Below are 22606 nucleotides of genomic sequence, written 5' to 3' on the forward strand. Positions count from 1 at the left end.
ATGAACGAACTGACCAAATTCACGAACCAGATCGCCAAGCCGGAGACGTTCGACCAGATCCAGATCGGCATCGCCTCGCCGGAAAAGATCCGGTCGTGGTCGTTTGGCGAGATCAAGAAGCCGGAAACCATCAACTACCGGACGTTCAAGCCGGAACGTGACGGCCTGTTCTGCGCCCGCATCTTCGGTCCGGTGAAGGATTACGAGTGCCTGTGCGGCAAGTACAAGCGCATGAAGTACAAGGGCGTCGTCTGCGAGAAGTGCGGTGTCGAGGTGACCGTCACCAAGGTCCGTCGCGAGCGGATGGGCCATATCGAGCTGGCAGCGCCGGTTGCGCATATCTGGTTCCTGAAGAGCCTGCCTTCGCGCATCGGCCTGCTGCTCGACATGCAGCTGAAGCAGCTTGAGCGCGTCCTGTATTTCGAGAGCTACATCGTCACCGAACCCGGCATGACGCCGCTGGAGAAGTTCCAGCTGCTGACGGAAGACGAGCTGCTCGACGCACAGGACGAGTATGGCGAGGACGCGTTCGTGGCCGATATCGGCGCCGCGGCGGTCAAGACCATGCTGATGGACCTGGACCTGGAGCAGGAGCGCAAGGACCTGCTGGAGGAGCTGGAGACCACCAAGTCCACGCTGAAGCCCAAGAAGATCATCAAGCGGCTGAAGGTCGTGGAAAGCTTCATCGATTCCGGCAACCGCCCGGAATGGATGATCCTGGAAGTCGTGCCGGTCATCCCGCCCGAGCTGCGCCCGCTGGTGCCGCTGGATGGTGGCCGCTTCGCGACGTCCGACCTGAACGACCTGTATCGACGGGTCATCAACCGCAACAACCGCCTGAAGCGCCTGATGGAGCTGCGCGCGCCTGACATCATCGTGCGCAACGAGAAGCGCATGCTGCAGGAAGCGGTTGACGCCCTGTTCGACAATGGCCGCCGCGGCCGCGTCATCACCGGCGCCAACAAGCGCCCGCTGAAGTCGCTGTCCGACATGCTGAAGGGCAAGCAGGGCCGCTTCCGCCAGAACCTGCTGGGCAAGCGCGTCGACTATTCGGGCCGTTCGGTCATCGTGACCGGGCCGGAACTGAAGCTGCACCAGTGCGGCCTGCCCAAGAAGATGGCGCTCGAGCTGTTCAAGCCGTTCATCTACGCCCGTCTGGATGCCAAGGGTCTGTCCATGACCCTGAAGCAGGCCAAGAAGTGGGTCGAGAAGGAGCGCAAGGAGGTCTGGGACATCCTGGACGAGGTGATCCGCGAGCATCCGGTGCTGCTGAACCGCGCGCCCACGCTTCACCGCCTGGGCATCCAGGCGTTCGAGCCCGTGCTGATCGAAGGTAAGGCGATCCAGCTGCACCCGCTGGTCTGCTCCGCCTTCAACGCCGATTTCGACGGTGACCAGATGGCCGTGCACGTCCCGCTGAGCCTCGAGGCGCAGCTGGAAGCGCGCGTGCTGATGATGTCGACCAACAACATCCTGTCGCCTGCCAACGGCAAGCCGATCATCGTGCCGTCGCAGGACATGGTGCTGGGCCTGTACTACCTGTCCATGGACCGCGAAGGCGAGCCGGGCGAGGGCAGCATCCTGGCCGATCTGGCCGAGGTGCATCAGGCGCTGCATGTGGGTGCGGTCACGCTGCACTCGAAGATCACCAGCCGCGTCCCGCAGACGGACGAGAAGGGCAAGCAGTACATGGCGCGCGTGGAAACCACGCCGGGCCGCATGCTGATCGGCGAGTGCCTGCCGAAGAGCCACACGGTGCCCTACAGCGTCATCAATCGCCTTCTGACCAAGAAGGAGATCGGCGACGTGATCGATCAGGTCTATCGTCACACCGGCCAGAAGGACACGGTGCTGTTCGCCGACGCCATCATGGCGCTGGGCTTCCGCAACGCGTTCAAGGCAGGCATCAGCTTCGGCAAGGATGACATGATCATCCCCGACAGCAAGGTGCAGCTGGTGGACGAGACCAAGGCGCTGGTGGCCGATTACGAGCAGCAGTACCAGGACGGCTTCATCACGCAGCAGGAGAAGTACAACAAGGTGATCGATGCCTGGAGCCGTTGCGGCGACCAGGTGGCGAACGCCATGATGGACGAGATCCGCGCCGCGCCGCTGGACGAGAATGGCCGCCAGAAGCAGATCAACTCGATCTACATGATGAGCCATTCCGGTGCCCGTGGTTCCCCGGCCCAGATGAAGCAGCTGGCGGGCATGCGCGGCCTGATGGCCAAGCCTTCGGGCGAGATCATCGAGACGCCGATCATCTCGAACTTCAAGGAAGGCCTGACCGTCCTCGAATACTTCAACTCCACCCACGGCGCCCGCAAGGGGCTGGCGGACACGGCGTTGAAGACCGCGAACTCCGGTTACCTGACGCGCCGCCTGGTCGACGTGTCGCAGGACTGCGTGATCGTGGAGGACGACTGCAAGACCACCAACGCACTGGAGATGCGCGCCATCATCCAGGGCGGCAGCGTGATCGCGTCGCTGGGCGAGCGTATCCTGGGCCGCACGGTCGCCGAGGATATCGTGAACGTGGCGACGGGCGAGGTCCTGGCGAAGGCCGGCACCCTGCTGGACGAGCCGATGATTGCGAAGATCGAGGAGGCCGAGGTGCAGGTGGCGAAGATCCGTTCGCCGCTGGTCTGCACCGCGGCGAGCGGCGTGTGCGGCACCTGCTACGGGCGTGACCTCGCCCGTGGTACGCCGGTGAACATCGGCGAAGCTGTCGGCGTGATCGCCGCGCAGTCCATCGGTGAGCCCGGCACGCAGCTGACCATGCGTACGTTCCACATCGGTGGCGCGGCGCAGGTGAACGAGACCAGCCATCTGGAAGCGATCAGCAGCGGTCGCGTGGAATATCGCGACATCCCGACCATCACGGACAAGCGCGGCCGCCAGCTGTCGCTGGCCCGCAATGGCGAGATCGCCGTGATCGATGCCGAGGGTCGCGAGCGCGCCATCCACCGCGTGCCTTACGGTACCGTGCTGATGCACGAGAACGGCGGGAGCGTGAAGGAAGGCGATCGTCTGGCAGAGTGGGATCCGTTCACCCTGCCGATCATCACGGAAACCGCCGGTATCGTGCGCTACCAGGACCTGGTGGAAGGCAAGACGCTGGAAGAGCGGGTGGATGATGCCACCGGCATCGCCCAGCGCGTGGTGATCGAGTATCGCGCCGCCGGCCGCTCCAAGAAGGAAGACCTGCGTCCGCGCATGACCCTGCTTGGCGAGGAAAGCGTCGGCAAGGACGACACGGAAGCCGCGCGCTACATGCTGGCGCCCGGCACCACCCTGTCGGTCGAGGACGGTCAGCAGGTCGAAGCGGGCGACATCCTCGCCCGTGCCAGCCGCGAGGCTGCCAAGACCCGCGACATCACCGGCGGTCTGCCGCGGGTGGCGGAGCTGTTCGAGGCGCGCGTGCCGAAGGACAATGCGATCATCGCCAAGATCAGCGGCCGGATCGAATTCGTCCGCGACTACAAGGCGAAGCGCAAGATCGCGATCGTGCCGGAAGAGGGCGATCCGGTGGAGTACCTGGTCCCCAAGACCAAGGTGATCGACGTCCAGGAAGGCGACCACGTCAAGAAGGGCGACACGCTGATCTCGGGCAGCCCGAACCCGCATGACATCCTGGAAGTGATGGGGGTCGAGGCGCTGGCCGAGTACCTGTGCACCGAAATCCAGGAAGTCTACCGACTGCAGGGCGTGAAGATCAACGACAAGCACATCGAGGTGATCGTTCGCCAGATGCTGCAGAAGGTCGAGATCAGCGATGGTGGCGACACCACCCTGCTGCCGGGCGAGCAGCTGGATCTGGCGGAGATGAAGGAAGTCAACGCCCGCCTGCCCAAGGGCAAGGCGCATGCTGCCGGCTTCCCGATCCTGCTGGGCATCACCAAGGCATCGCTGCAGACGCGGTCCTTCATCTCGGCGGCTTCCTTCCAGGAAACCACCCGCGTGCTGACGCAGGCGGCGGTCGAGGGGAAGAGGGACATGCTGAACGGCCTGAAGGAGAACGTGATCGTCGGCCGGCTCATCCCCGCCGGTACGGGCGCGGGCATGAATCGTCTGCGGGTCACGGCCAACAGCCGCGACGCTGCGATCAAGGTGCAGTGGAAGCGGGCGCAGGATGCACTGATCGCCGCCAATACGGCGGAAGAGGAGCATGCGGCCGAACTGCTGCAGGGTGCCGAGGCAGCGATCGGTGACGATCCGCTGGCCCGGATGGAAGGCGAGACGCATGGCACCGATGCCGATGCGGGCGACTACCTGATCCAGAGCGACGAGACGCCGGAAAGCGAAGTGACCGAGAACGACACCGAAACGGAGCGCGGCGGCGAATAAGCGCCACGCCCTTTCGGACGGGATCGACCCCGCCGGGCCACATGGTCCGGCGGGGTTTTTCTTGTGCTCCGGCAAGCCTGCTTGAATGGCCATGCTGCAACGCCACATGCCGACCCTGATAAAAGGGAGTCGCATCCGCATGACCGACACGTCCATCCTGTTCCAGCCGTTCACCAGCCCCAAGCTGAACCTGCCCAACCGCATCGTGATGGCGCCGATGACGCGCAACATGGCGCCGGACGGCGTGCCGGGCGAACCGAACGCGGCCTATTACCGCCGACGGGCGGAAGCAGGTGTCGGCCTGATCCTTTCGGAAGGCACGGTGATCGATCGCCCTGCCTCCCGCAATCTGCCGCACATCCCGTTCTTCCATGGCGATGACGCCCTGGGCGGATGGCAGGAGGTGGTCGGCGCGGTACACTCGGCTGGTGGCCTGATGGGGCCGCAGATCTGGCACACCGGCGGCACCTCGGGCGGCGATGCCGGCTTCGAGCGGCCGCCGCTCGACAGCCCCTCCGGCCTGAACGCCCCGGGCGAGAGCGCCGGGGAGGCGATGAGCGAGGAGGCGATCGCCGACACGATCGCCGCCTTCGGCCGCGCCGCCGGGGATGCAAAGCGGCTGGGCTTCGACACGCTGGAGCTGCACGGCGCCCATGGCTACCTGATCGACCAGTTCTTCTGGGCCGGCACCAACCAGCGCACCGATCGCTTCGGCGGCGCCACGATCGGCGAACGGTCCCGCTTTGCGGCAGAGGTGGTGAAGGCCGCGCGTGATGCAGTCGGTCCGGAATTCCCGATCATCCTGCGCCTCAGCCAATGGAAGCAGCAGGACTACACCGTGAAGCTCGCGGCCGATCCGGCGGAGATGGAGCAGTGGCTGCAGCCGCTGGTCGATGCCGGGGTGGACATCCTGCATTGTTCGCAGCGTCGTTTCTGGGAGCCGGAGTTCCCGGAAGTTGATGGCGATGAAGGGCTGAACTTCGCCGGCTGGGCCAAGAAGATCACCGGCCTGCCCACCATCAGCGTCGGTTCGGTCGGCCTGTCGGGCGAGTTCCTCGGCTCCTTCGCGGGCGAGGGTTCGCAGAAGACGGACCTCGACAAGCTGGTCGGCCGCATGGAGCGGGACGAATTCGACCTGATCGCGGTTGGCCGCGCGCTGCTGGCCGACCCGCACTGGGTGGAGAAGGTGCGGGACAGCCGGGTGGACGAGCTGCAGGACTTCAACGCCACCTCGCTGGCGGAGCTCGTCTGAGCTCATCGCCGCGACAGGGCCGCGCCGTCACCCTGGGGGGGTGGCGCGGTCCTGCACGGCCAGCGAGGGTGCGACTGGTGCAAGACGGCCGTTGGCCGAAGGGGCGCCTGTCAGCGTCAGATGCGCCAGCTGCCCCGATGACGGGGTGCGGCTGCCGATATGCTGCAGGTTCATGGCCGAAATCCTGGCGTCGCTAATCGAATTGCCGGGGCCAGCCGGTGGCTTGGCGGCGAGGCGGGCAGGCGGTAGGATGCCGTCGTGCGTATCCTCCCCATGCTCGCCCTCCCGCTTCTTCTCGCCGCGTGTCAGCCGGCGGACGCGCCGGTCAGTGCGGGAGACGGTGCCGTCGCGGGGCCTGATCTGACGGGTGAGTACCGGGTGGCATCGGTCAATGGCGCGTCGATCGACCAGCCGGAAGGCGTCACCGCCACGGTGACCGCCAGCCGCATCGATGTGCGGTCCGGCTGCATCCGCTTCGCCTTCGATTACCGGATGGAGGGTGGGGCGCTGACCACGATGGACGCACCCGTCGCCAGCTGCCGCCGGGGGCTGACGCCGGCGGAGCAGTCGGTGCGGGAGGCCTTCGCCGCCGCGACGGGGGTGGCGCGCACGCCCGCGAACGGCGTACAGTTCACCGGCGGCGAGCGCAGCGTGACGCTGTTCACGCAGTAAGCGCCGGGCACTGGCTGCCCCTTCCTCTCGGCCCAAAGCCGGGCTAGCGCGGCGGTCATGGCTGTCACCACCCGTTTCGCGCCGTCGCCCACCGGGCACCTGCATGTCGGCAACATCCGCACCGCGCTGCATAACTGGCTGCTGGCCCGGCAGGCGGGCGGACGCTTCCTGCTGCGGATTGACGATACCGACGAGGCGCGCAGCGAGGAGCGCTTTGTCGAGGCGATCCGCGCCGACCTCGCCTGGCTGGGCCTGGTGCCCGACGGGGAGGAGCGGCAATCCGCGCGCCTGCCCATCTACGAACAGGCGTTCGAGACCCTGCGCGCGGCGGGCCGCATCTACCCGGCCTACGAGACGCAGCAGGAACTGGAGCTGAAGCGCAAGATCCTGCTCGGCCGCGGGCTGCCCCCGATCTACGACCGTGCGGCCCTGCAGCTGAGCGATGCCGAGCGCGCGGAGAAGGAGGCAGCGGGCACCGCCCCGCACTGGCGGTTCCTGCTCGACCATGCGCAGCCGATCACCTGGGATGACGGCATTCGCGGACTCCAGCATTTCGACCCTGCCGCGCTGTCCGACCCGGTCGTCCGGCGCGCGGACGGATCGTGGCTCTACATGCTGCCATCCGCCGTGGACGACATCGCCATGGGGGTGACGGATGTGCTGCGGGGCGAGGATCACGTCAGCAATACCGCGCTGCAGCTGCAGATGTTCGGCGCGCTCGGCGCTGCCCCGCCGCGACTGTCGCACGCGGCGCTGCTGGTGGGCAGCGAAGGCAAGCTGTCCAAGCGGCTGGGATCGCTGGGCTGCGATGCCTTGCGGGAAGAGGGGATCGAGCCGGAGGCGCTGTTGTCCCTGCTGGCGCGGCTGGGCACGTCGCAACCGGTGGAGCCGCAGGCTGACATCGCGGCGCTGGTCGACGGCTTCGATCTGTCCACCTTCGGCCGCGCACCGGCCCGCTTCGACGGGGAGGAACTGGCGCGCGTCAATGCGGCGGTCGTGCATCAATTGCCGTTTGCCCATGTCACGGCGCGCCTGCCCGATGGGATGGAGCCGGCGGCCTGGGAAGCGGTGCGGCCCAATTTGGCCCGGGTGAGCGATGCCGCCGACTGGTGGCAGGTGATCCGCGGCCCGGTGACGCCGCCGGTATGCGACGCGGAGACCAGGGGCTTCCTGCAGCTGGCCGCCGGGCTGAACCTGTGGGGGGACGACCCATGGGCCGTGCTGACGGCGGCTTTGAAGGAGCAGACCGGCCGCAAGGGCAAGGCCCTGTTCCTGCCGCTGCGGCAGGCACTGACCGGTCGCGATGCCGGGCCGGACATGCACCGGCTGCTGCCGCTGATCGGTCGCGAGGAGGTGCGGCGACGGCTGGAGGCTGCTGCACTGCAATAAAGTGTTTGGCAGAACGGCGGGTGGAGCTTAGGCGGGTTCGTGACAGAGTAACATTACACGGATCTGCCCATGCCCCGCGCCCGCCTGCTTGCCGCCACCTCCCTGATCGCCTCCCTGTCCGCACCCGCGCTGGCGCAGCAGGCCACCAGCCGCAGCACCGGCGATGATTTCCACGGCCCCATCGTCGTCACCGCCGCCGGGCTGGAGCGGCTGGACCTGCTGGCCGGCACCTCGGTCGTGACCGGGCTGGAACTGCAGCGCAACACGAACAGCCAGATCGGCGACGTGCTGGACAAGGTACCGGGTGTCGCCTCCACCAGCTTCGTGCCCGGCGCGGCGCGGCCGATCCTGCGCGGTCTGGGCGGGGATCGGGTGCGCGTGCTGGTGGATGGACTGGGCACGGCCGATGCCGGCAATGTGTCGGACGATCACGGCGTCGCGGTCGACCCGCTGATTGCCACCAGCGTGGAGGTTCTGCGCGGTCCGGCCGTCCTGCTGTATGGCAGCCAGGCGATCGGCGGTGCGGTCAACATCATCACCCGCCGCCTGCCCGAACGCCGGCTGGACGAGGCCGTGCATGTCGATGCGATGGTCGGGCTGGACGATGCCTATGACCGGCGGCAGGCGGGTGCCTCCGTCGATCTGCGGCTGACGCCGGACCTCGTCTTCCACGTCGACGGCGCCTGGCAGAAGACGAACGATCTGGAAGTGCCCGGCTATGTGCTGGCGGGTGACCTGCGAAACGACCTGCTGCACGATGCGGAACATCATGCGGAGGATGGCGAGACGGAGGAAGCCGCCGAGCTGACGGAGCTGGCCAACCAGCGCGGGACCGTGCGCAACACCGCCAGCGAGCAGACCAGCTTCGGCACCAGCCTGAACTGGTTCTCCGGCAACAGCAGCTTCGGCGCGGGCTTCAGCTATTTCGACAGCGATTACGGCGTGCCCACCCGCCCCGGGTTCGAACATGCCCACGGGCATGAGGAGGAAGGGGGCCACGAGGGGCACGACCACGAGGGGCATGACCATGAGGAAGAGGGCCACGAGCATGGCGACGTGTCCATCGGCCTGCGCCAGTATCGCGGCGACCTGAAGGGCATCGTGGACCTGGGCACCGGCTTCTTCCAGGAGGCGCGCACCCGGCTGGCCTATACCGATTACACCCACACCGAATTCGAAGGTGACGAGATCGGCACCGTGTTCGATATCGAAACTGTGGAGGGCCGGATGGAGCTGGTGCAGAACCGCCGCAACGGCTGGGGTGGTTCGCTGGGCGTGCAGTTCCAGCACATCAACTTCGCCGCCACGGGCGAAGAAGCCTTCGTCCCGCCGAACGAGACGGAAAGCATTGCGCTGTTCACCCTGGAGGAGGTGGATCTCGGCGCCGCCGAACTGGAGGCGGGTGCCCGATACGAACATACCAGCATCGACGTCAGCGCCCTTGCCGCGCATCGCGAGTTCGACGCCTATTCCGGCTCGCTCGGCCTGTCCGCCCCGCTGACCGGCGCGCTGCGCACCGGGGTGAACGGCAGCCATGCCGAACGGGCGCCGGTGGCGCTGGAGCTGTATGCCGACGGGCCGCATGTGGCGACGCAGCTGTACGAGGTCGGCAATGCCGATCTGGACAAGGAGCGCAGCTGGGGGCTGGAAGGCTATGTTCGCGGCAATCTGGGTCCGGCGCGACTGTCAGCCAGCGTCTATCGCAACTGGTTCGACAACTTCATCTACCTGACCCAGACGGACGGGGAGGAGGATGGCCTGCCGGTCGCATTCTTCGGGCAGCAGGGCATGGACCAGTGGGGCGTGGAGGCGGAGGCGCAGCTGCCGCTCATCAGCCAGGAGAACCAAGGTGGCTTCGGTCTGGTGGCCGATCTGCGGGCGGACTACACGCGCGCCACGCTGGACGATGGCAGCCCCGTGCCACGCATCCCGCCACTGGCGCTGCTTGGTGCGCTGGAAAGCACGTTCGGCCATTTCGACGCCCGTGCGGAAGTGCAGTGGTTCGACGAACAGGACCGCATCCAGGGCACGGAAACGCCCACGGACAGCTACACCTTCGTCAACCTGTCGCTTGCATGGCATCCGCTGGAAGGGGCGAACAATCTGACTGTGCTGTTGCAGGGCGACAATCTGTTCGACGTGCAAGGCCGCAACCATGCCAGCTTCACCAAGGATTACGTGCCGCTGGCCGGCCGCAATGTGCGCCTGACCGCACGTCTCAGCCTCTGACCCGGCGCCCTGGCGAGCCCGCCGCTGCGGACTCGCCAGGGCCGTGTCGAAGCGATCAGTAGCGCCACCAGGAACGCTTGCGGTCCGGCACGCCGTCGCCATCCGTGTCGACATAGGTGCCGGGCGTGGCCCGCGCGGTGACGGCATGGGGGGTGGTCGCCACATGCGCATCGCCGCGACCTTCGGCCAGGCCTTCGGCGCGCGCCTGGGCCACTTCCGCCTCCCGCGCACGCCTCTCGGCTTGCAGCGTCTCCGCCTCGCTCTTGCGCACGGCGCGAACGTGATCGTAATGCCAGCGCATCTGGCCATAGGCGAACACCATCAGCAGGCCACCGGCAATGGCGATGTTCTTCAACGCCTGCATGCCCTGCACCGGGTCGGTGATCTGCGGATGGAAGATCAGCACCGTCAGCAGGGTGAATCCCGCCAGCAGCACGGAAACCAGCCGGCTCATCAGCCCTAGCGCCAGCAGCGCGCCAGCGACCAGTTCGAAGACGCCCGTCGGTATCGCCAGGCTGGGCGACAGGACACTGTTGGCGGCAATGTAATCGGCAGTGGCGGCAGGCGCAGCGAGCTTCTGGATACCGGACAGCACGAACAGTGCCCCCAGCAATATACGCCCAATCGTGGCGGCAATGGCGGACATCGGCACAACTCCCCTGTTGTCTTTGATAGCGGGGGAACGCGCAGGCCGCAGGTAAGTGCCTGCCTTAAAGCTTGGGCAGCGTCACGCCCTGCTGGCCCATATACTTGCCTGCCCGGTCGGCATAGCTGACCTCGCACGGCTCGTTGCCCTGCAGGAACAGGAACTGGCAGGCGCCTTCATTGGCGTAGATCCTGGCGGGCAGCGGCGTGGTGTTGCTGAATTCCAGCGTCACATGCCCCTCCCATTCGGGTTCCAGCGGGGTCACGTTCACGATGATGCCACAGCGGGCATAGGTCGACTTGCCCAGGCAGATCACCAGCACGTCGCGCGGGATGCGGAAATATTCCACTGTCCGCGCCAGCACGAAGGAATTGGGCGGGATCACGCAGACATCGGTCTTGCGATCGACGAAGCTGTTCGCCGCGAAGTCCTTCGGGTCGACCACGGCACTGTCGACATTGGTGAAGATCTTGAACTCGTCCGCCACCCGCGCATCATAGCCGTAGGAGGACAGGCCGTAGGAGATGCACCCCTCCCGCTGCTGGCGTTCCACGAAGGGTTCGATCATGCCGGTGGCCTGCGCGGTTTCGCGGATCCAGCGGTCGGAGAGAATCGTCATGGATGCGGCATAGTCCGGGTGCCGGCAGAGGCAAGCGCCCCGCACCAGCACCCGGCAATCAGCTACAGATTGGCCAGCAGTGTCGCGTTGCCGCCCGCCGCAGTGGTGTCCACGGTGGTCACCCGCTCCGTGGCGAAGCGCGCCAGGTAATGCGGTCCGCCGGCCTTGGGGCCGGTGCCCGACAGCCCTTCGCCGCCGAAGGGCTGGCTGCCGACCACGGCGCCGATCTGGTTGCGGTTGACGTAGAAATTGCCCACCCGCGCGCGCCGCTCCACCAGCCGGCGATTGCCTTCGATCCGGCTGTGGAGGCCCAGGGTCAGGCCGTAACCGGTGGCGTTGATCTGTTCGACCACATCGGCCAGCTGCCCCGCGCGGAAGCGGGCGACGTGCAGCACGGGGCCGAAATTCTCCGCCTGCAGATCGCCGATTGCGTCGATCTCCACGATCGCGGGCGGGACATAGCTGCCGCGGGCGCAGGCGAGCGGCAGCTGCGCCTGCCACACCGTGCGGCCGGCAGCGCGCATTTCGGCCAGATGGTCGCTCAGCTGCCCCTGTGCCTGCCGGTCGATCACCGGGCCGACATCGGTGGCCAGCTGGGCCGGATCGCCGATCTCCAGCGCGTCGAAGGCGCCGCGGATCATCGCCAGCATGCTGTCGGCGATGTCCTCCTGCAGGTACAGCACGCGCAGCGCGCTGCAGCGCTGGCCCGCGCTCTGGAACGCGCTGCTCATCACATCGCGCGCGACCTGCTCGGGCAGGGCGGAGCTGTCCACGATCAGCGCATTCTGCCCGCCAGTTTCCGCAATGAACTGCCCGATCGGGCCTGGCCGCATGGCCAGCGCGCGGTTGATCAGATGGGCCGTGGCGGTGGAGCCGGTGAAGGCCACGCCAGCCACGCGCGGATCGCCGGTCAGCATCCCGCCCACGCGCCCGTCGCCGGGCGCCAGCTGCAGCACATCGTCCGGAATGCCGGCCGCATGGCACAGCTGCACCGCGAAGGCGGCGATCAGCGGGGTCTGCTCGGCCGGCTTGGCGATCACGGTATTGCCCGCTGCCAGCGCAGCGGCGGCCGGGCCGATGAAGATCGCCAGCGGGAAGTTCCACGGGCTGATGGTGACGAATAGGCCGCGCCCGTGCAGGCGCAGACGGTTTTCTTCACCCGTGGGCCCGGGCAGCAGCAGCCCTTCGCCGGTGAACTGGCGGCGTGCTTCCACGGCGTAGAAGCGCAGGAAGTCGACCGCTTCGCGCAGTTCCAGCACGGCATCGGGCAGGGTCTTGCCCGCTTCGCGCCGGCACAGCTCCAGGATCTCGTCCGTATGCTCCTCGAACAGGTCGGCGGCGCGTTCCAGCAGGCGGGCGCGATATTCGCCGCCGGCGCCGTCCCAGGCGACCTGCGCCGCCGTGCCGCGGGCCAGCATGGCGTCGACATCGGCGGCCTCCGCCTCCAGCACATGGCCGACCAGCGTGCCGTCATGCGGGCTCATCACCGGACGGGTGCGATCGGGCGCCCCGGTTCCGTCTGCCACGACAGTCGGCGCGGCGCCCCATTCGCGGCTGTCCAGCGCGGCCAGACGGTCCAGCAGCGGGCGGCGCACCAGCGGGTCGGCCAGGTCGATGCCCGCCGAGTTGCGGCGGCCGGGGAAGATGTCTGCGGGCAGCGGGATCGCCGGATTGCGCTGCGGCTTCAGCGCCGCCAGCTCCGCCACCGGATCGGTCGCCAGGTCAGCCGCCGGGATGCCGGCATCGGCCATGCGGTTGACAAAGGAGCTGTTGGCACCGTTTTCCAGCAGGCGCCGCACCAGATAGGCCAGCAGTTCCTTGTGCCCGCCGACCGGCGCGTAGATGCGCACCCGGCGACTGTGGCCCTCTGCGGCGAGGGCGGAGTAAACGTCCTCTCCCATGCCGTGCAGCCGCTGGAACTCGAAATCGGTCGTGCCCTGCTCCCGCGCCAAAGCCTCGATCGCGCCGATCGTGTAGGCGTTGTGCGTGGCGAAGGCGGGGTACAGCACGTCCGTCGCCGCCAGCAGCCGGCCGGCGCAGGCGAGATAGGAAACGTCCGTGGCGATCTTGCGGGTGAAGACCGGGTAATCGGCAAAGCCGCCCACCTGGCTCTGCTTCACTTCCGCATCCCAGTACGCGCCCTTGACCAGCCGCACCATCAGCCGCCGGCCATGCGCGCGCGCCAGGCTGGCAACCCAGCCGCACAGCGGCACGGCGCGCTTCTGATACGCCTGCAGCGCCAAGCCGAAGCCGTCCCACTGCCGCCCGTCCGGCCGTGCAAACAGTGTGTCGTCCGCCACCAGCTCCTCGATGATGTCGAGCGACAGTTCCAGCCGCTCGGCCTCCTCGGCGTCGATGGTGAAGTGGATGTCGGCGTCACGTGCCGCCATCGCCAGCTCGCGCACGATCGGCACAAGGGCGGTGCGCGCCGCCTCTGCATGCAGGTAGTCGTAGCGCGGGTAGAGCGCCGACAGCTTGACCGAGATGCCCGGGCTGTCCGCCACGCCGGCGCCGGATTCCTGCGCCAGCCGGCGGATCGCCGCCATGTAGCTGTCGCGATAGCGGGAGGCGTCGGCGAAGGTCATCGCCGCCTCGCCCAGCATGTCGAAGCTGTGCGTCAGGCCGCGACGACGCTCGGGATCGGCGCGCTTCAGCGCTTCTTCGATGTCGCGGCCGAACACGAACTGCCCGCCCAGGATGCGCATGGCCTGCAGGGTGGCCTGCCGGATCACCGGCTCCCCCAGCCGGCCCACCGCGCGGCGCAGGCTGCTGGCGAAGCCCGCATCCGCCCGGCTGCCGCCGCGCAGCACCTCGCCCGTCATCATCAGGCTGAAGGTGGCGGCGTTGACGAAGGTGGAGGAGGACTCGCCCAGATGCTCCGACCAGTCGATCCCGGCCAGCTTGTCGTGGATCAGCGCGTCGGCGGTGCCGGCATCGGGTACGCGCAGCAGCGCTTCCGCCAGGCACATCAGGGCGATCCCCTCCTGCGTGCCCAGGCCGTAGCTTTGCAGGAAGGCGTCCAGCCCGCTGGCCTTGCGTTCCCGCGCGCCTTCCACCAGCCGGATGGCCAATGCGCGGGCTTCACCATGCGCGCGTTGCGCCGGGGCGGCCTGTCGCAGGCGCTCGGCAATGCAGGCGGATTCGTCTTGCCGATAGGCGGTGCGGAGCGCGGAGCGGTCGATCATTTCGCGCCCTTGGACCCGTCAAATGACGGGCGCAAGCGGCGCGCGATGGACGCTATTCTGTTGCTGGACGGATCGGCAGAACTGCCTGCAAATTGCTGGCAGGGCGGGATAAACGCAACGGAGCGCGGGGCGGCGGAACGACTCCGCAACGCCCCTGCATTGGCTTTTACTCCGCCGCTTCGGCTTCGACCTTGTGATGGGCCGCCTGTTCGTTGCGGACATATTCCAGCGTCGCCAGGAACCGCTCGGCATCCAGCGCGGCCATGCAGCCGCTGCCGGCGGCCGTCACCGCCTGGCGATAGGTGTGGTCGGCCACGTCGCCGCAAGCGAACACGCCGGGTCGGTTGGTCTTGGGTGTGCCCGGTTCGACCACGATATAGCCATTGTCGTCCATCTCCACCTTGCCCTGGAACAGGCTGGTCGACGGGGCGTGGCCGATGGCGACAAAGGCGCCGTCGCAGGCGAAGTCGCTGAACTCGCCCGTCTCCATGTCGCCCAGCACCAGATGGGTCAGGCCGCCGGCCATCGGATCGCCTTCGAAGCTTTCGACGCGCTTGTTCCACAGCACCTTGATCTTGGGGTGGACGAACAGGCGGTCCTGCAGGATCTTTTCCGCGCGCAGTTCGCCGCGCCGGTGGATCAGGGTGACCTCCTCCGCATGGTGGGTCAGGTACAGCGCTTCCTCCACCGCGGTATTGCCGCCGCCGATCACCGCGACCTTCTTGCCGCGATAGAAGAACCCGTCACAGGTGGCGCAGGCGGACACGCCCTTGCCGCCCAGCGCCTGTTCGCCCGGCACGCCCAGCCACTTGGCCTGCGCGCCGGTGGCGATCACCAGCACGTCGCCGACATATTCGTCCCCGCTGTCACCCTTCGCGCGGAAGGGGGTGCCGCTGTCGATGTCCACATCCGTGATGGTGTCCCAGATCATGCGGGTGCCGACATGTTCGGCCTGCGCCTGCATCTCGGTCATCAGCCAGGGGCCCTGCACCACGTCGCGGAAGCCGGGGTAGTTTTCCACGTCGGTGGTGATGGTCAGCTGCCCACCGGGCTGCAGGCCCTGCACCACGATCGGTTCCATTCCCGCGCGCGCGCCATAGATGGCCGCCGTCAGCCCCGCCGGGCCACTGCCGATGATCAGCATCCGCGTGGTGTGCGTCGTCATGTCTCTGAAAGGTTCCCGTCCATCGATCCAGCGGCTCAGGTGGCGCCTGGGCGGCGGCGGATCAAGCCCGATCGCAACAGTGCTGGACTTGTTAGCGTCCTATGTCCAGAGGGCGCCACAAGACAGTGGAGTGGACCTTGGAAGCGTCGGTGTGGTTGGCCTGCACCGCGAGGAAGGCCATGAACGTGTCACTGAATCGAGAATGAGCATGGACAGTAGCAATAGCGACCAGCCCGGCGGTCGCGTCCCCACCAACTTCGACCTGTATCGGGAAGGTGGCACGACGCCGAGCATACGCCTGTCGATCAACCTGGTGCTGGTCGCCCGCCGCTGGCGCGCCCTGCTGGACGAAAAGCTGCGCCCGATCGGCCAGAGTTCCGCGCGGATGGAGGCGATGTCCGCCATCATGAACGCGCCCGATCCCAATGCACAGATCGACATTGCCAAGCGGCTGCGCATCGAAGGTCCGACCATGACGCGCATGGTGGACACGCTGAGCCGGGACGGCCTGGTCGCGCGCGAGCAGGCACCACATGACCGGCGCACCAACTATGTCAGCATCACCGCCAACGGCCTGGTTGCGCTGGAAGAGATATTCGAGGTGGTCGATCCGCTGCGGGACCGTCTGTTCGAAGGCCTGACGGAGGAGCAGATCGTTACGCTGAACGATCAGCTGGGGCTGCTGCTGCAACGGCTGGACGAAGGCCTGCCGGACGAACAGGGCGATTGAACCCGCAACCCGGCCGCAGCGGCTGGAACGATGGCGGCAGGCAGGGTTTAGAGTAGGCGAACCGAAATCATTGCCGATCCGGGAGATCGCCCTTGCCTGCTGCCCCCTTGCAGATTGTCCGCGCCTTTGACCGCATCCAGTCGGAGGCCGGTGTTGCGGGGCAAGCCGTCGGCAGCGGCGCCGATGGCTGGATCATCGACCTCCCCAGCCTGTCCTCCCCGGAAACCGACCGTGCGGTGCGCGACTGGGCGGCGGCGGCCAGCAAGGCCGGTGCGCGGCTGATCCTGCAGGCCGACCCGGGGCGCTTTGCCCATGACCACCCGCTGGTCGCCGCTAACCCCAACGCTTTCGCCCTTCGCAGCGATGGCGCGGGCAGTGGCGGCGTTGTCGACCCGCGCAAGCCCATGCCCCTGACGGGGGAGGCACGGGCGCGCTTCCGTGACCCGGCCCGCCAGGCGATCTTTGCGGACATGCTGGCGAAGCGCCTGGCGGAACTGGCTGCCGCCGGTCTGGCCGGCATGCGGCTTGCCGCCGGGTCGCTACCGCCTGCCCTGTTCGCCGCATTGCGCCAGCAGCTGGCACAGGCGGCGCCCGGCTTCCTGTTCATCGCCGGTCCTGCCGGCGGCGATCGCGCCGGATTGCTGGCGCTGGGTGAGACGGGCTGCGACTATCTCGTGACCTCGCTCGGCTGGTGGGATGGCGCCGCGCCCTGGCTGTTGGAGGAGCTGAACACCCTGTCACGTGCGGGACAGCTGCTGCACGAATTGCCCGCCGACACATCGGCCGACCAGCTGGCGCTGGCGCAGGCGCTGGGCGGCGGGGTGATCCTGCCGGCAGGCAGCGAGTGGGCAGTGCAGCCGGGCACTGACGCCCTGACCGGGCCGCTGCTGCGCCTGTCCTCCGGCGCCGATCCGGTGCTGGCCTTGCTGCGCACCGATGGCGCCGATCTGCGCATGGCCGAGCGGGCCGAGCTGATCCTGGTGAATGGCGGTGCCGGCGAGCAGGTGGTGACGCCCGCGCTGCTGTCCGCTGCCGGCGCGCGGTTCACCGCCGGCATGGCGCCCGTCACGCTGGCCGCGGCGGAGGTTCGGCGCGTGGCGCTGAGCGCCGCGGAGCCGATCGTGGCGCAGCCGCCGCGCACCGATCCCGCCGCACTGGCGGCCATGCCGCGGCTGGTGCTGGAAGCTATCGAGCCGGTGGTCGATGGCGGCGCCTTCGCGGCCAAGCGGGTGGCGGGGGAGGAGGTGACCGTCACCGCCACCCTGTTCGGCGACGGGCACGAACAGCTCGCGGCCGAACTGCTGTGGCGCACGAGCGATGCCGCTGAATGGCAGCGCGTGCCGATGGAGCAGCTGCCCAACGATCGCTGGCGCGCCCGCTTCCCGCTGACGCGCATGGGCCGGCACGTCTTTGCGGTGGAAGGCTGGCTGGACCGCTGGGGCGGGTTCCGGCGCGATTTTCGCAAGAAGGTCGATGCCGGCGTGGCGCAGCCGGTGGACCATGCCGAGGGCCGTGTGATCGTGGCCGAGGCGATCGCCCGCATGCAGGGCACGGTCCAGAAGCAGCTGGCCGGCCTGCTGCCCCGGCTGGAAAAGGCGAACGAAGCGGACAGCGTGACGCTGCTGCTGTCGGACGAGCTGGCACAGCTGATGGCGACGGCGGATGACCGGCCCTTCCGGATCACCAGCGCGCCGGCACTCGTCGATGCGGAGCGGGTGGAGGCGGGCTTCTCCAGCTGGTACGAGATCTTCCCGCGTTCCATCACCGATGACAAGGCGCGCCACGGCACGTTTGCCGATGTGATCGGCATCCTGCCGCATGTGCGCGACATGGGGTTCGACACGCTCTACTTCCCGCCGATCCACCCGATCGGCACGGCCAACCGCAAGGGGCCGAACAACACGCTGACGCCGGGGCCGGACGATGTCGGCAGCCCTTACGCCATCGGCAGCCCCGATGGTGGCCATGACGCGCTGCATCCGGAACTCGGCACTTTTGCCGACTTCCGCAAGCTGGTGGCGGCGGCGCATGATCATGGGCTGGAGATCGCACTGGACTTTGCCATCCAGTGCTCCCCCGACCATCCGTGGCTGAAGGAGCATCCCGGCTGGTTCGCGTGGCGGCCGGACGGCAGCATGAAATATGCGGAGAACCCGCCCAAGAAGTACCAGGACATCGTCAATGTCGATTTCTACGCGCCGGATGCGATCCCGGGCCTGTGGGTGGCACTGCGCGACGTGATCCTGCTGTGGGTGGCCGAAGGCGTGAAGACCTTCCGCGTGGACAACCCGCACACCAAGACGCTGCCCTTCTGGGAATGGATGATCGGCGAGGTGCGCAGCCTGCATCCCGAGGTGATCTTCCTGTCCGAAGCCTTCACCCGGCCGACCATGATGTACCGCCTGGCCAAGGTCGGCTTCAGCCAGAGCTACACCTATTTCACTTGGCGCGACCGCAAGGCGGAGCTGATCGAGTATATCGAGGAACTGACGACCACCGCGCCGAAGGAGTTCTACCGCCCGCATTTCTTCGTCAACACGCCGGACATCAACCCGCATTTCCTGCAGACCGGCGGCCGCCCAGCGCACCGCATCCGCGCGGTGCTGGCGGCGACCCTGTCAGGCCTGTGGGGCGTCTATTCCGGGTTCGAGCTGTGCGATGCAGCCCCGCTGGGGCCGGGCAAGGAGGAATATCTCGACAGCGAGAAGTACGAGATCCGCCCCTACCAGGCGCGCCGGCCGGGGGACATCGTGGACGACGTCACGCTGCTCAACCGGCTGCGCCGGGCGCATCCCGCATTGCAGACGCATCTGAACACCCGGTTCTACGCGGCGGATGACGAGCATATCATCTGGTACGGCAAGCCCGCGCCGAACAGCGGCGACCAGCTGACCGAGATGATCATGGTGATGGTCAACATGGACCCGCACAATGCCCATGGCTGCACCTACGAAGTGCCGTTGTGGCAATTCGGCCTGCCGGATCACGGCACCATTGCGGTCGAGGATCTGGCGCACGGCAACAGCTTCCACCTGCATGGCAAGAGCCAGACCATCACCCTGACCCCCGACGAACCCTATCGCATCTGGCGCTTCAGCCTGCCCAAGGACGCACTGTGACCGAAACCGCTCCCTCCGCCACCAGCACCAGCGCGACCTTCATCGACCCGGCGGACGATCCGCAGTGGTACAAGGATGCGGTCATCTACCAGCTGCACGTCAAGTCGTTCTTCGACGCGAACAATGACGGGATCGGCGATTTCGCCGGGCTGATGGAGAAGCTGGACTACGTCGCCGACCTTGGCGTCACGGCAATCTGGCTGCTGCCCTTCTATCCCAGCCCGCGCCGCGATGACGGCTACGACATCGCCGAATATCGCGACGTTTCGCCCGATTACGGCACGATCGAGGAACTGCGCGCGCTGATCGACGCGGCGCATGATCGCGGCATCCGCGTCATCACGGAACTGGTGATCAACCACACCAGCGACCAGCACCCCTGGTTCCAGGCCGCGCGCAAGGCGCCGCCGGGCAGCCCGGAGCGGGACTTCTATGTCTGGTCGGATGACGACAAGCTTTATTCCGGCACGCGCATCATCTTCCTGGACACGGAAAAGTCCAACTGGACCTGGGACGAGGAGGCCGGCGCCTATTTCTGGCACCGGTTCTATTCCCACCAGCCGGACCTGAACTTCGACAATCCGGCCGTGCTGCAGGAGGTGCTGGACGTCATGCACTTCTGGCTGGACGCCGGAATCGACGGATTGCGGCTGGACGCGATCCCCTACCTGATCGAGCGGGACGGCACCTCCAACGAGAACCTGTCGGAGACGCACGACGTCCTGAAGAAGATCCGCGCCGATCTGGACCAGCATTACCCAGGCCGCATGCTGCTGGCCGAAGCGAACATGTGGCCGGAAGACACGCAGCAATATTTCGGCGCCCGGACCGACGTGACAGAGGAATGCCATATGGCGTTCCACTTCCCGCTGATGCCGCGCATGTACATGGCGGTGGCGCAGGAGGACCGCTTCCCCATCACCGACATCATGCGCCAGACGCCCGACATTCCGGAAGATGCGCAATGGGCGATCTTCCTGCGCAACCATGACGAGCTGACGCTGGAAATGGTCACCGATGCGGAGCGGGACTACCTCTGGAACACCTACGCCGCCGACCGCCGCGCGCGTATCAATCTGGGCATTCGCCGCCGTCTCGCGCCCTTGATGGAGCGGGACCGGCGCCGGATCGAGCTGATGAACGCGCTGCTGCTGACCATGCCCGGCACCCCGGTGCTGTATTATGGCGACGAGATCGGCATGGGCGACAACATCTTCCTGGGCGACCGGGACGGTGTGCGCACGCCGATGCAATGGTCGCCCGACCGCAATGGCGGCTTCTCCAAGGCCGATCCCGCCACGCTGACGCTGCCGGCGATCCAGGATCCGCTCTATGGCTATGCCGCGGTGAATGTGGAGGCGCAGGAGCGGGACCGGCATTCGCTGCTCAACTGGGTCAAGCGGGCGCTGGCCGTGCGGCGCCGGTATCAGGCGTTCGGGCGCGGGCAGCAGACCTTCCTGCGGCCGGCCAACCGCCGTATCCTGGCCTATCTGCGCACGTTTGAAGGTGCGAACGGGACGGAGACGATCCTGTGCGTGGCGAACCTCAGCCGCAACGCGCAGGCGGTGGAGCTGGACCTGCACGATTATGAAGGCTTCACCCCGGTCGAGCTGACCGGCGGCGAGGCATTTCCGGGCATCGGCCAACTGCCTTACCTGCTGACGCTGCCGCCCTATGGCTTCCTGTGGTTCGAACTGGCGCGCGGCGATGCGCCCGCCTGGGCCAGCGCGGCGCCCTCGCTGGACAGCGAACGGCACACCTTCGTGCTGCGGCCGGAGCTGGCCGACGTTGCGCGGGGCACGAACCGTGCCGTGCTGGAAAACGACCTGCTGCCGGCCTATGTCGGGCAGCGGCGCTGGTTCGGCGGCAAGGATAGCGGCGTGGAGGCGGTGCGCCTGCTGCGCACCACGCCGCTGCCCGGCGCCGACGATCTGCTGCTGGGTGAGTTCGCGGTCACCAGCGGGGGTGAGGAGGCGGTCTATACGCTGCCGCTGGGCATTGCCTGGGAAGGCGAGCGGTCCGGTCCCTTCGCCAGCAACCTGGCGCTGGCGCGGGTGCGGCGCGGGCGCAATGTCGGCCTGCTGACCGATGGCTTCTCCACGATGGGCTTCCCGCAAAGCGTGCTGGCCGCCATGCGCGACGGCGTGACAGTACCCGCTGATGGCGGCGAACTGCGCTTTGCCGCGACGCCCGCCTTCGACCTGGAGCCGGAGGGCGAGCCCGAATGGCTCTCGGCCGAACAGTCCAACTCCACCGTGATCATCGGCCAGCAGGCGGTGCTGAAGCTGCTGCGCAAGCTGGCGCCGGGCGTGCATCCCGATGCGGAGATGGCCCGCTATCTGGGGGAGAACGGCTTCGCCAATGTGCCCGCAGTGCTGGGCACGGTGACCCGCGTGGATGAAGGCGGCGAGGAAACGCTGCTGATGATCGCGCAGGCCTTTGTCTACAATCAGGGCGATGGCTGGCAGTGGACGCTGCACGCGCTGGAGCGGCTGTCGACCGATACGGACTGGAGCTTCTCCAATTACGAGAACTTCGCCGCCAATCTGGGCCGTCGTCTGGCGGAGATGCACGCAGTGCTGGCGAAGCCGACCGATAATCCCGACTTCGCGCCCGAGCAGATGGGTGCCGACGATGCGCAGGAACTGGGCAAGCGGGTCGCGGCCGAGGTGGCGCAGGCGATCGGGCGGCTGGCGGATGCCGACCTGCCGGAGGATGTGGCAAAGGATGCCGGCTGGCTGGCCGACAATCAGGCCGCCATCACCAGCGCCATCGCCGATCTGGCGAAGCAGGCCGAAGGGCAGCAGCGCACCCGCATCCATGGCGACCTGCATCTGGGGCAGGTGCTGATGACCGGGCACGACGTGATGATCATCGACTTCGAAGGCGAGCCCGCCCGGCCGCTGCACGAACGCCGCGCCAAGGACCTGCCGGCGCGCGATGTCGCCGGGATGCTGCGGTCCTTCGACTATGCCGCCGCGGTCGCCGCCACCAACCGTCCGGCTGCGTCCGAAAGCCTGGAGGAACGCGCGGGTGAGGGGGCGGAAATGTTCCGCCGCCGTGCGATCGAGGCCTTCCTGGAAGGCTATCACGGCACGGAGGAGCGCGATCCCCTGATGCTGCTCTTCGTGCTGGAAAAGGCTGCCTACGAAATCGGCTACGAGGCGGCGAACCGCCCCGACTGGATCGGCGTGCCCGCCGGCGGACTGGCGCAGGCAGCGCGTGACTTGCTGCGGGAGAATGGTGAATGACC

13 protein-coding genes are annotated in these 22606 nt (G+C 67.4%); 8 read left to right on the top strand and 5 right to left on the bottom strand.

Features of this window, described 5'->3' with window-relative positions:
* Together rpoC and D5S08_RS11635 are read left to right on the top strand one after the other, a co-directional pair.
* Complete coding sequence (gene rpoC, locus D5S08_RS11630) at nucleotides 1-4347, top strand: DNA-directed RNA polymerase subunit beta' (protein ID WP_121118724.1); 4347 nt, start codon at nucleotides 1-3, stop codon at nucleotides 4345-4347.
* A gap of 139 nt (nucleotides 4348-4486) precedes the next feature.
* Nucleotides 4487-5599, top strand: a complete 1113-nt coding sequence (locus tag D5S08_RS11635) for an NADH:flavin oxidoreductase (RefSeq protein ID WP_121118726.1) — start codon at nucleotides 4487-4489, stop codon at nucleotides 5597-5599.
* 27 nt (nucleotides 5600-5626) lie between these two features.
* On the opposite strand, the gene D5S08_RS16710 is transcribed toward D5S08_RS11635, so the two are convergent.
* The gene (locus tag D5S08_RS16710) at nucleotides 5627-5773 is read right to left on the bottom strand and encodes a hypothetical protein (protein ID WP_155522973.1); all 147 of its coding nucleotides are present in this window, start codon (nucleotides 5771-5773) and stop codon (nucleotides 5627-5629) included.
* Nucleotides 5774-5857: 84 nt separating this feature from the next.
* Between D5S08_RS16710 and D5S08_RS11640 the strand changes: the two genes are divergently transcribed.
* The 3 genes from D5S08_RS11640 to D5S08_RS11650 all read left to right on the top strand — a co-directional run bounded on the left by D5S08_RS11640 (nucleotide 5858) and on the right by D5S08_RS11650 (nucleotide 9889).
* On the top strand, nucleotides 5858-6271 hold the full coding sequence (locus tag D5S08_RS11640) for an META domain-containing protein (protein WP_126665547.1): 414 nt from the start codon (nucleotides 5858-5860) through the stop codon (nucleotides 6269-6271).
* A gap of 57 nt (nucleotides 6272-6328) precedes the next feature.
* The gene (locus D5S08_RS11645; RefSeq protein ID WP_121118730.1) at nucleotides 6329-7660 is read left to right on the top strand and encodes a glutamate--tRNA ligase; all 1332 of its coding nucleotides are present in this window, start codon (nucleotides 6329-6331) and stop codon (nucleotides 7658-7660) included.
* A 69-nt stretch (nucleotides 7661-7729) separates the two neighbouring features.
* On the top strand, nucleotides 7730-9889 hold the full coding sequence (locus D5S08_RS11650) for a TonB-dependent receptor (RefSeq protein WP_121118732.1): 2160 nt from the start codon (nucleotides 7730-7732) through the stop codon (nucleotides 9887-9889).
* A 55-nt stretch (nucleotides 9890-9944) separates the two neighbouring features.
* On the opposite strand, the gene D5S08_RS11655 is transcribed toward D5S08_RS11650, so the two are convergent.
* From D5S08_RS11655 to trxB, 4 genes are all read right to left on the bottom strand, one after another.
* Complete coding sequence (locus tag D5S08_RS11655; protein WP_121118734.1) at nucleotides 9945-10535, bottom strand: DoxX family protein; 591 nt, start codon at nucleotides 10533-10535, stop codon at nucleotides 9945-9947.
* 64 nt (nucleotides 10536-10599) lie between these two features.
* Nucleotides 10600-11154 carry a dCTP deaminase gene (dcd, locus tag D5S08_RS11660; RefSeq protein ID WP_121118736.1) on the bottom strand — a complete coding sequence of 185 codons (555 nt, stop codon included), beginning with the start codon at nucleotides 11152-11154 and terminating at the stop codon, nucleotides 10600-10602.
* A 62-nt stretch (nucleotides 11155-11216) separates the two neighbouring features.
* Nucleotides 11217-14339 (bottom strand): bifunctional proline dehydrogenase/L-glutamate gamma-semialdehyde dehydrogenase PutA, encoded by a 3123-nt coding sequence (putA, locus tag D5S08_RS11665; protein ID WP_121118738.1) that lies wholly within the window; start codon nucleotides 14337-14339, stop codon nucleotides 11217-11219.
* Nucleotides 14340-14505: 166 nt separating this feature from the next.
* Nucleotides 14506-15504: a thioredoxin-disulfide reductase gene (trxB, locus tag D5S08_RS11670; RefSeq protein WP_121118740.1), complete on the bottom strand. Its 999-nt coding sequence runs from the start codon at nucleotides 15502-15504 to the stop codon at nucleotides 14506-14508.
* A 208-nt stretch (nucleotides 15505-15712) separates the two neighbouring features.
* Between trxB and D5S08_RS11675 the strand changes: the two genes are divergently transcribed.
* The 3 genes from D5S08_RS11675 (at nucleotide 15713) to treS (ending at nucleotide 22604) form a co-directional block, all read left to right on the top strand.
* Nucleotides 15713-16234: a MarR family winged helix-turn-helix transcriptional regulator gene (locus D5S08_RS11675; RefSeq protein ID WP_162301969.1), complete on the top strand. Its 522-nt coding sequence runs from the start codon at nucleotides 15713-15715 to the stop codon at nucleotides 16232-16234.
* Nucleotides 16235-16341: 107 nt separating this feature from the next.
* Nucleotides 16342-19353: a maltotransferase domain-containing protein gene (locus tag D5S08_RS16990; protein WP_206610329.1), complete on the top strand. Its 3012-nt coding sequence runs from the start codon at nucleotides 16342-16344 to the stop codon at nucleotides 19351-19353.
* Nucleotides 19350-22604, top strand: a complete 3255-nt coding sequence (gene treS / locus D5S08_RS11685) for a maltose alpha-D-glucosyltransferase (protein WP_206610330.1) — start codon at nucleotides 19350-19352, stop codon at nucleotides 22602-22604. Before D5S08_RS16990 ends, treS begins: the two co-directional genes overlap by 4 nt.
* Nucleotides 22605-22606: the final 2 nt, after the last annotated feature.

The organism is Croceibacterium ferulae, assembly GCF_003660445.1.
Taxonomy (GTDB): Bacteria; Pseudomonadota; Alphaproteobacteria; order Sphingomonadales; family Sphingomonadaceae; genus Croceibacterium; species Croceibacterium ferulae.

What these genes read in the sequence shown, in the direction of transcription:
- rpoC (WP_121118724.1), top strand. Translation starts at nt 1, where the DNA reads ATGAACGAACTGACCAAATTCACGAACCAGATCGCCAAGCCGGAGACG.
- D5S08_RS11635 (WP_121118726.1), top strand. Translation starts at nt 4,487, where the DNA reads ATGACCGACACGTCCATCCTGTTCCAGCCGTTCACCAGCCCCAAGCTG.
- D5S08_RS16710 (WP_155522973.1), bottom strand. Translation starts at nt 5,773, where the DNA reads ATGAACCTGCAGCATATCGGCAGCCGCACCCCGTCATCGGGGCAGCTG.
- D5S08_RS11645 (WP_121118730.1), top strand. Translation starts at nt 6,329, where the DNA reads ATGGCTGTCACCACCCGTTTCGCGCCGTCGCCCACCGGGCACCTGCAT.
- D5S08_RS11650 (WP_121118732.1), top strand. Translation starts at nt 7,730, where the DNA reads ATGCCCCGCGCCCGCCTGCTTGCCGCCACCTCCCTGATCGCCTCCCTG.
- D5S08_RS11655 (WP_121118734.1), bottom strand. Translation starts at nt 10,535, where the DNA reads ATGTCCGCCATTGCCGCCACGATTGGGCGTATATTGCTGGGGGCACTG.
- dcd (WP_121118736.1), bottom strand. Translation starts at nt 11,154, where the DNA reads ATGACGATTCTCTCCGACCGCTGGATCCGCGAAACCGCGCAGGCCACC.
- putA (WP_121118738.1), bottom strand. Translation starts at nt 14,339, where the DNA reads ATGATCGACCGCTCCGCGCTCCGCACCGCCTATCGGCAAGACGAATCC.
- trxB (WP_121118740.1), bottom strand. Translation starts at nt 15,504, where the DNA reads ATGACGACGCACACCACGCGGATGCTGATCATCGGCAGTGGCCCGGCG.
- D5S08_RS11675 (WP_162301969.1), top strand. Translation starts at nt 15,713, where the DNA reads ATGGACAGTAGCAATAGCGACCAGCCCGGCGGTCGCGTCCCCACCAAC.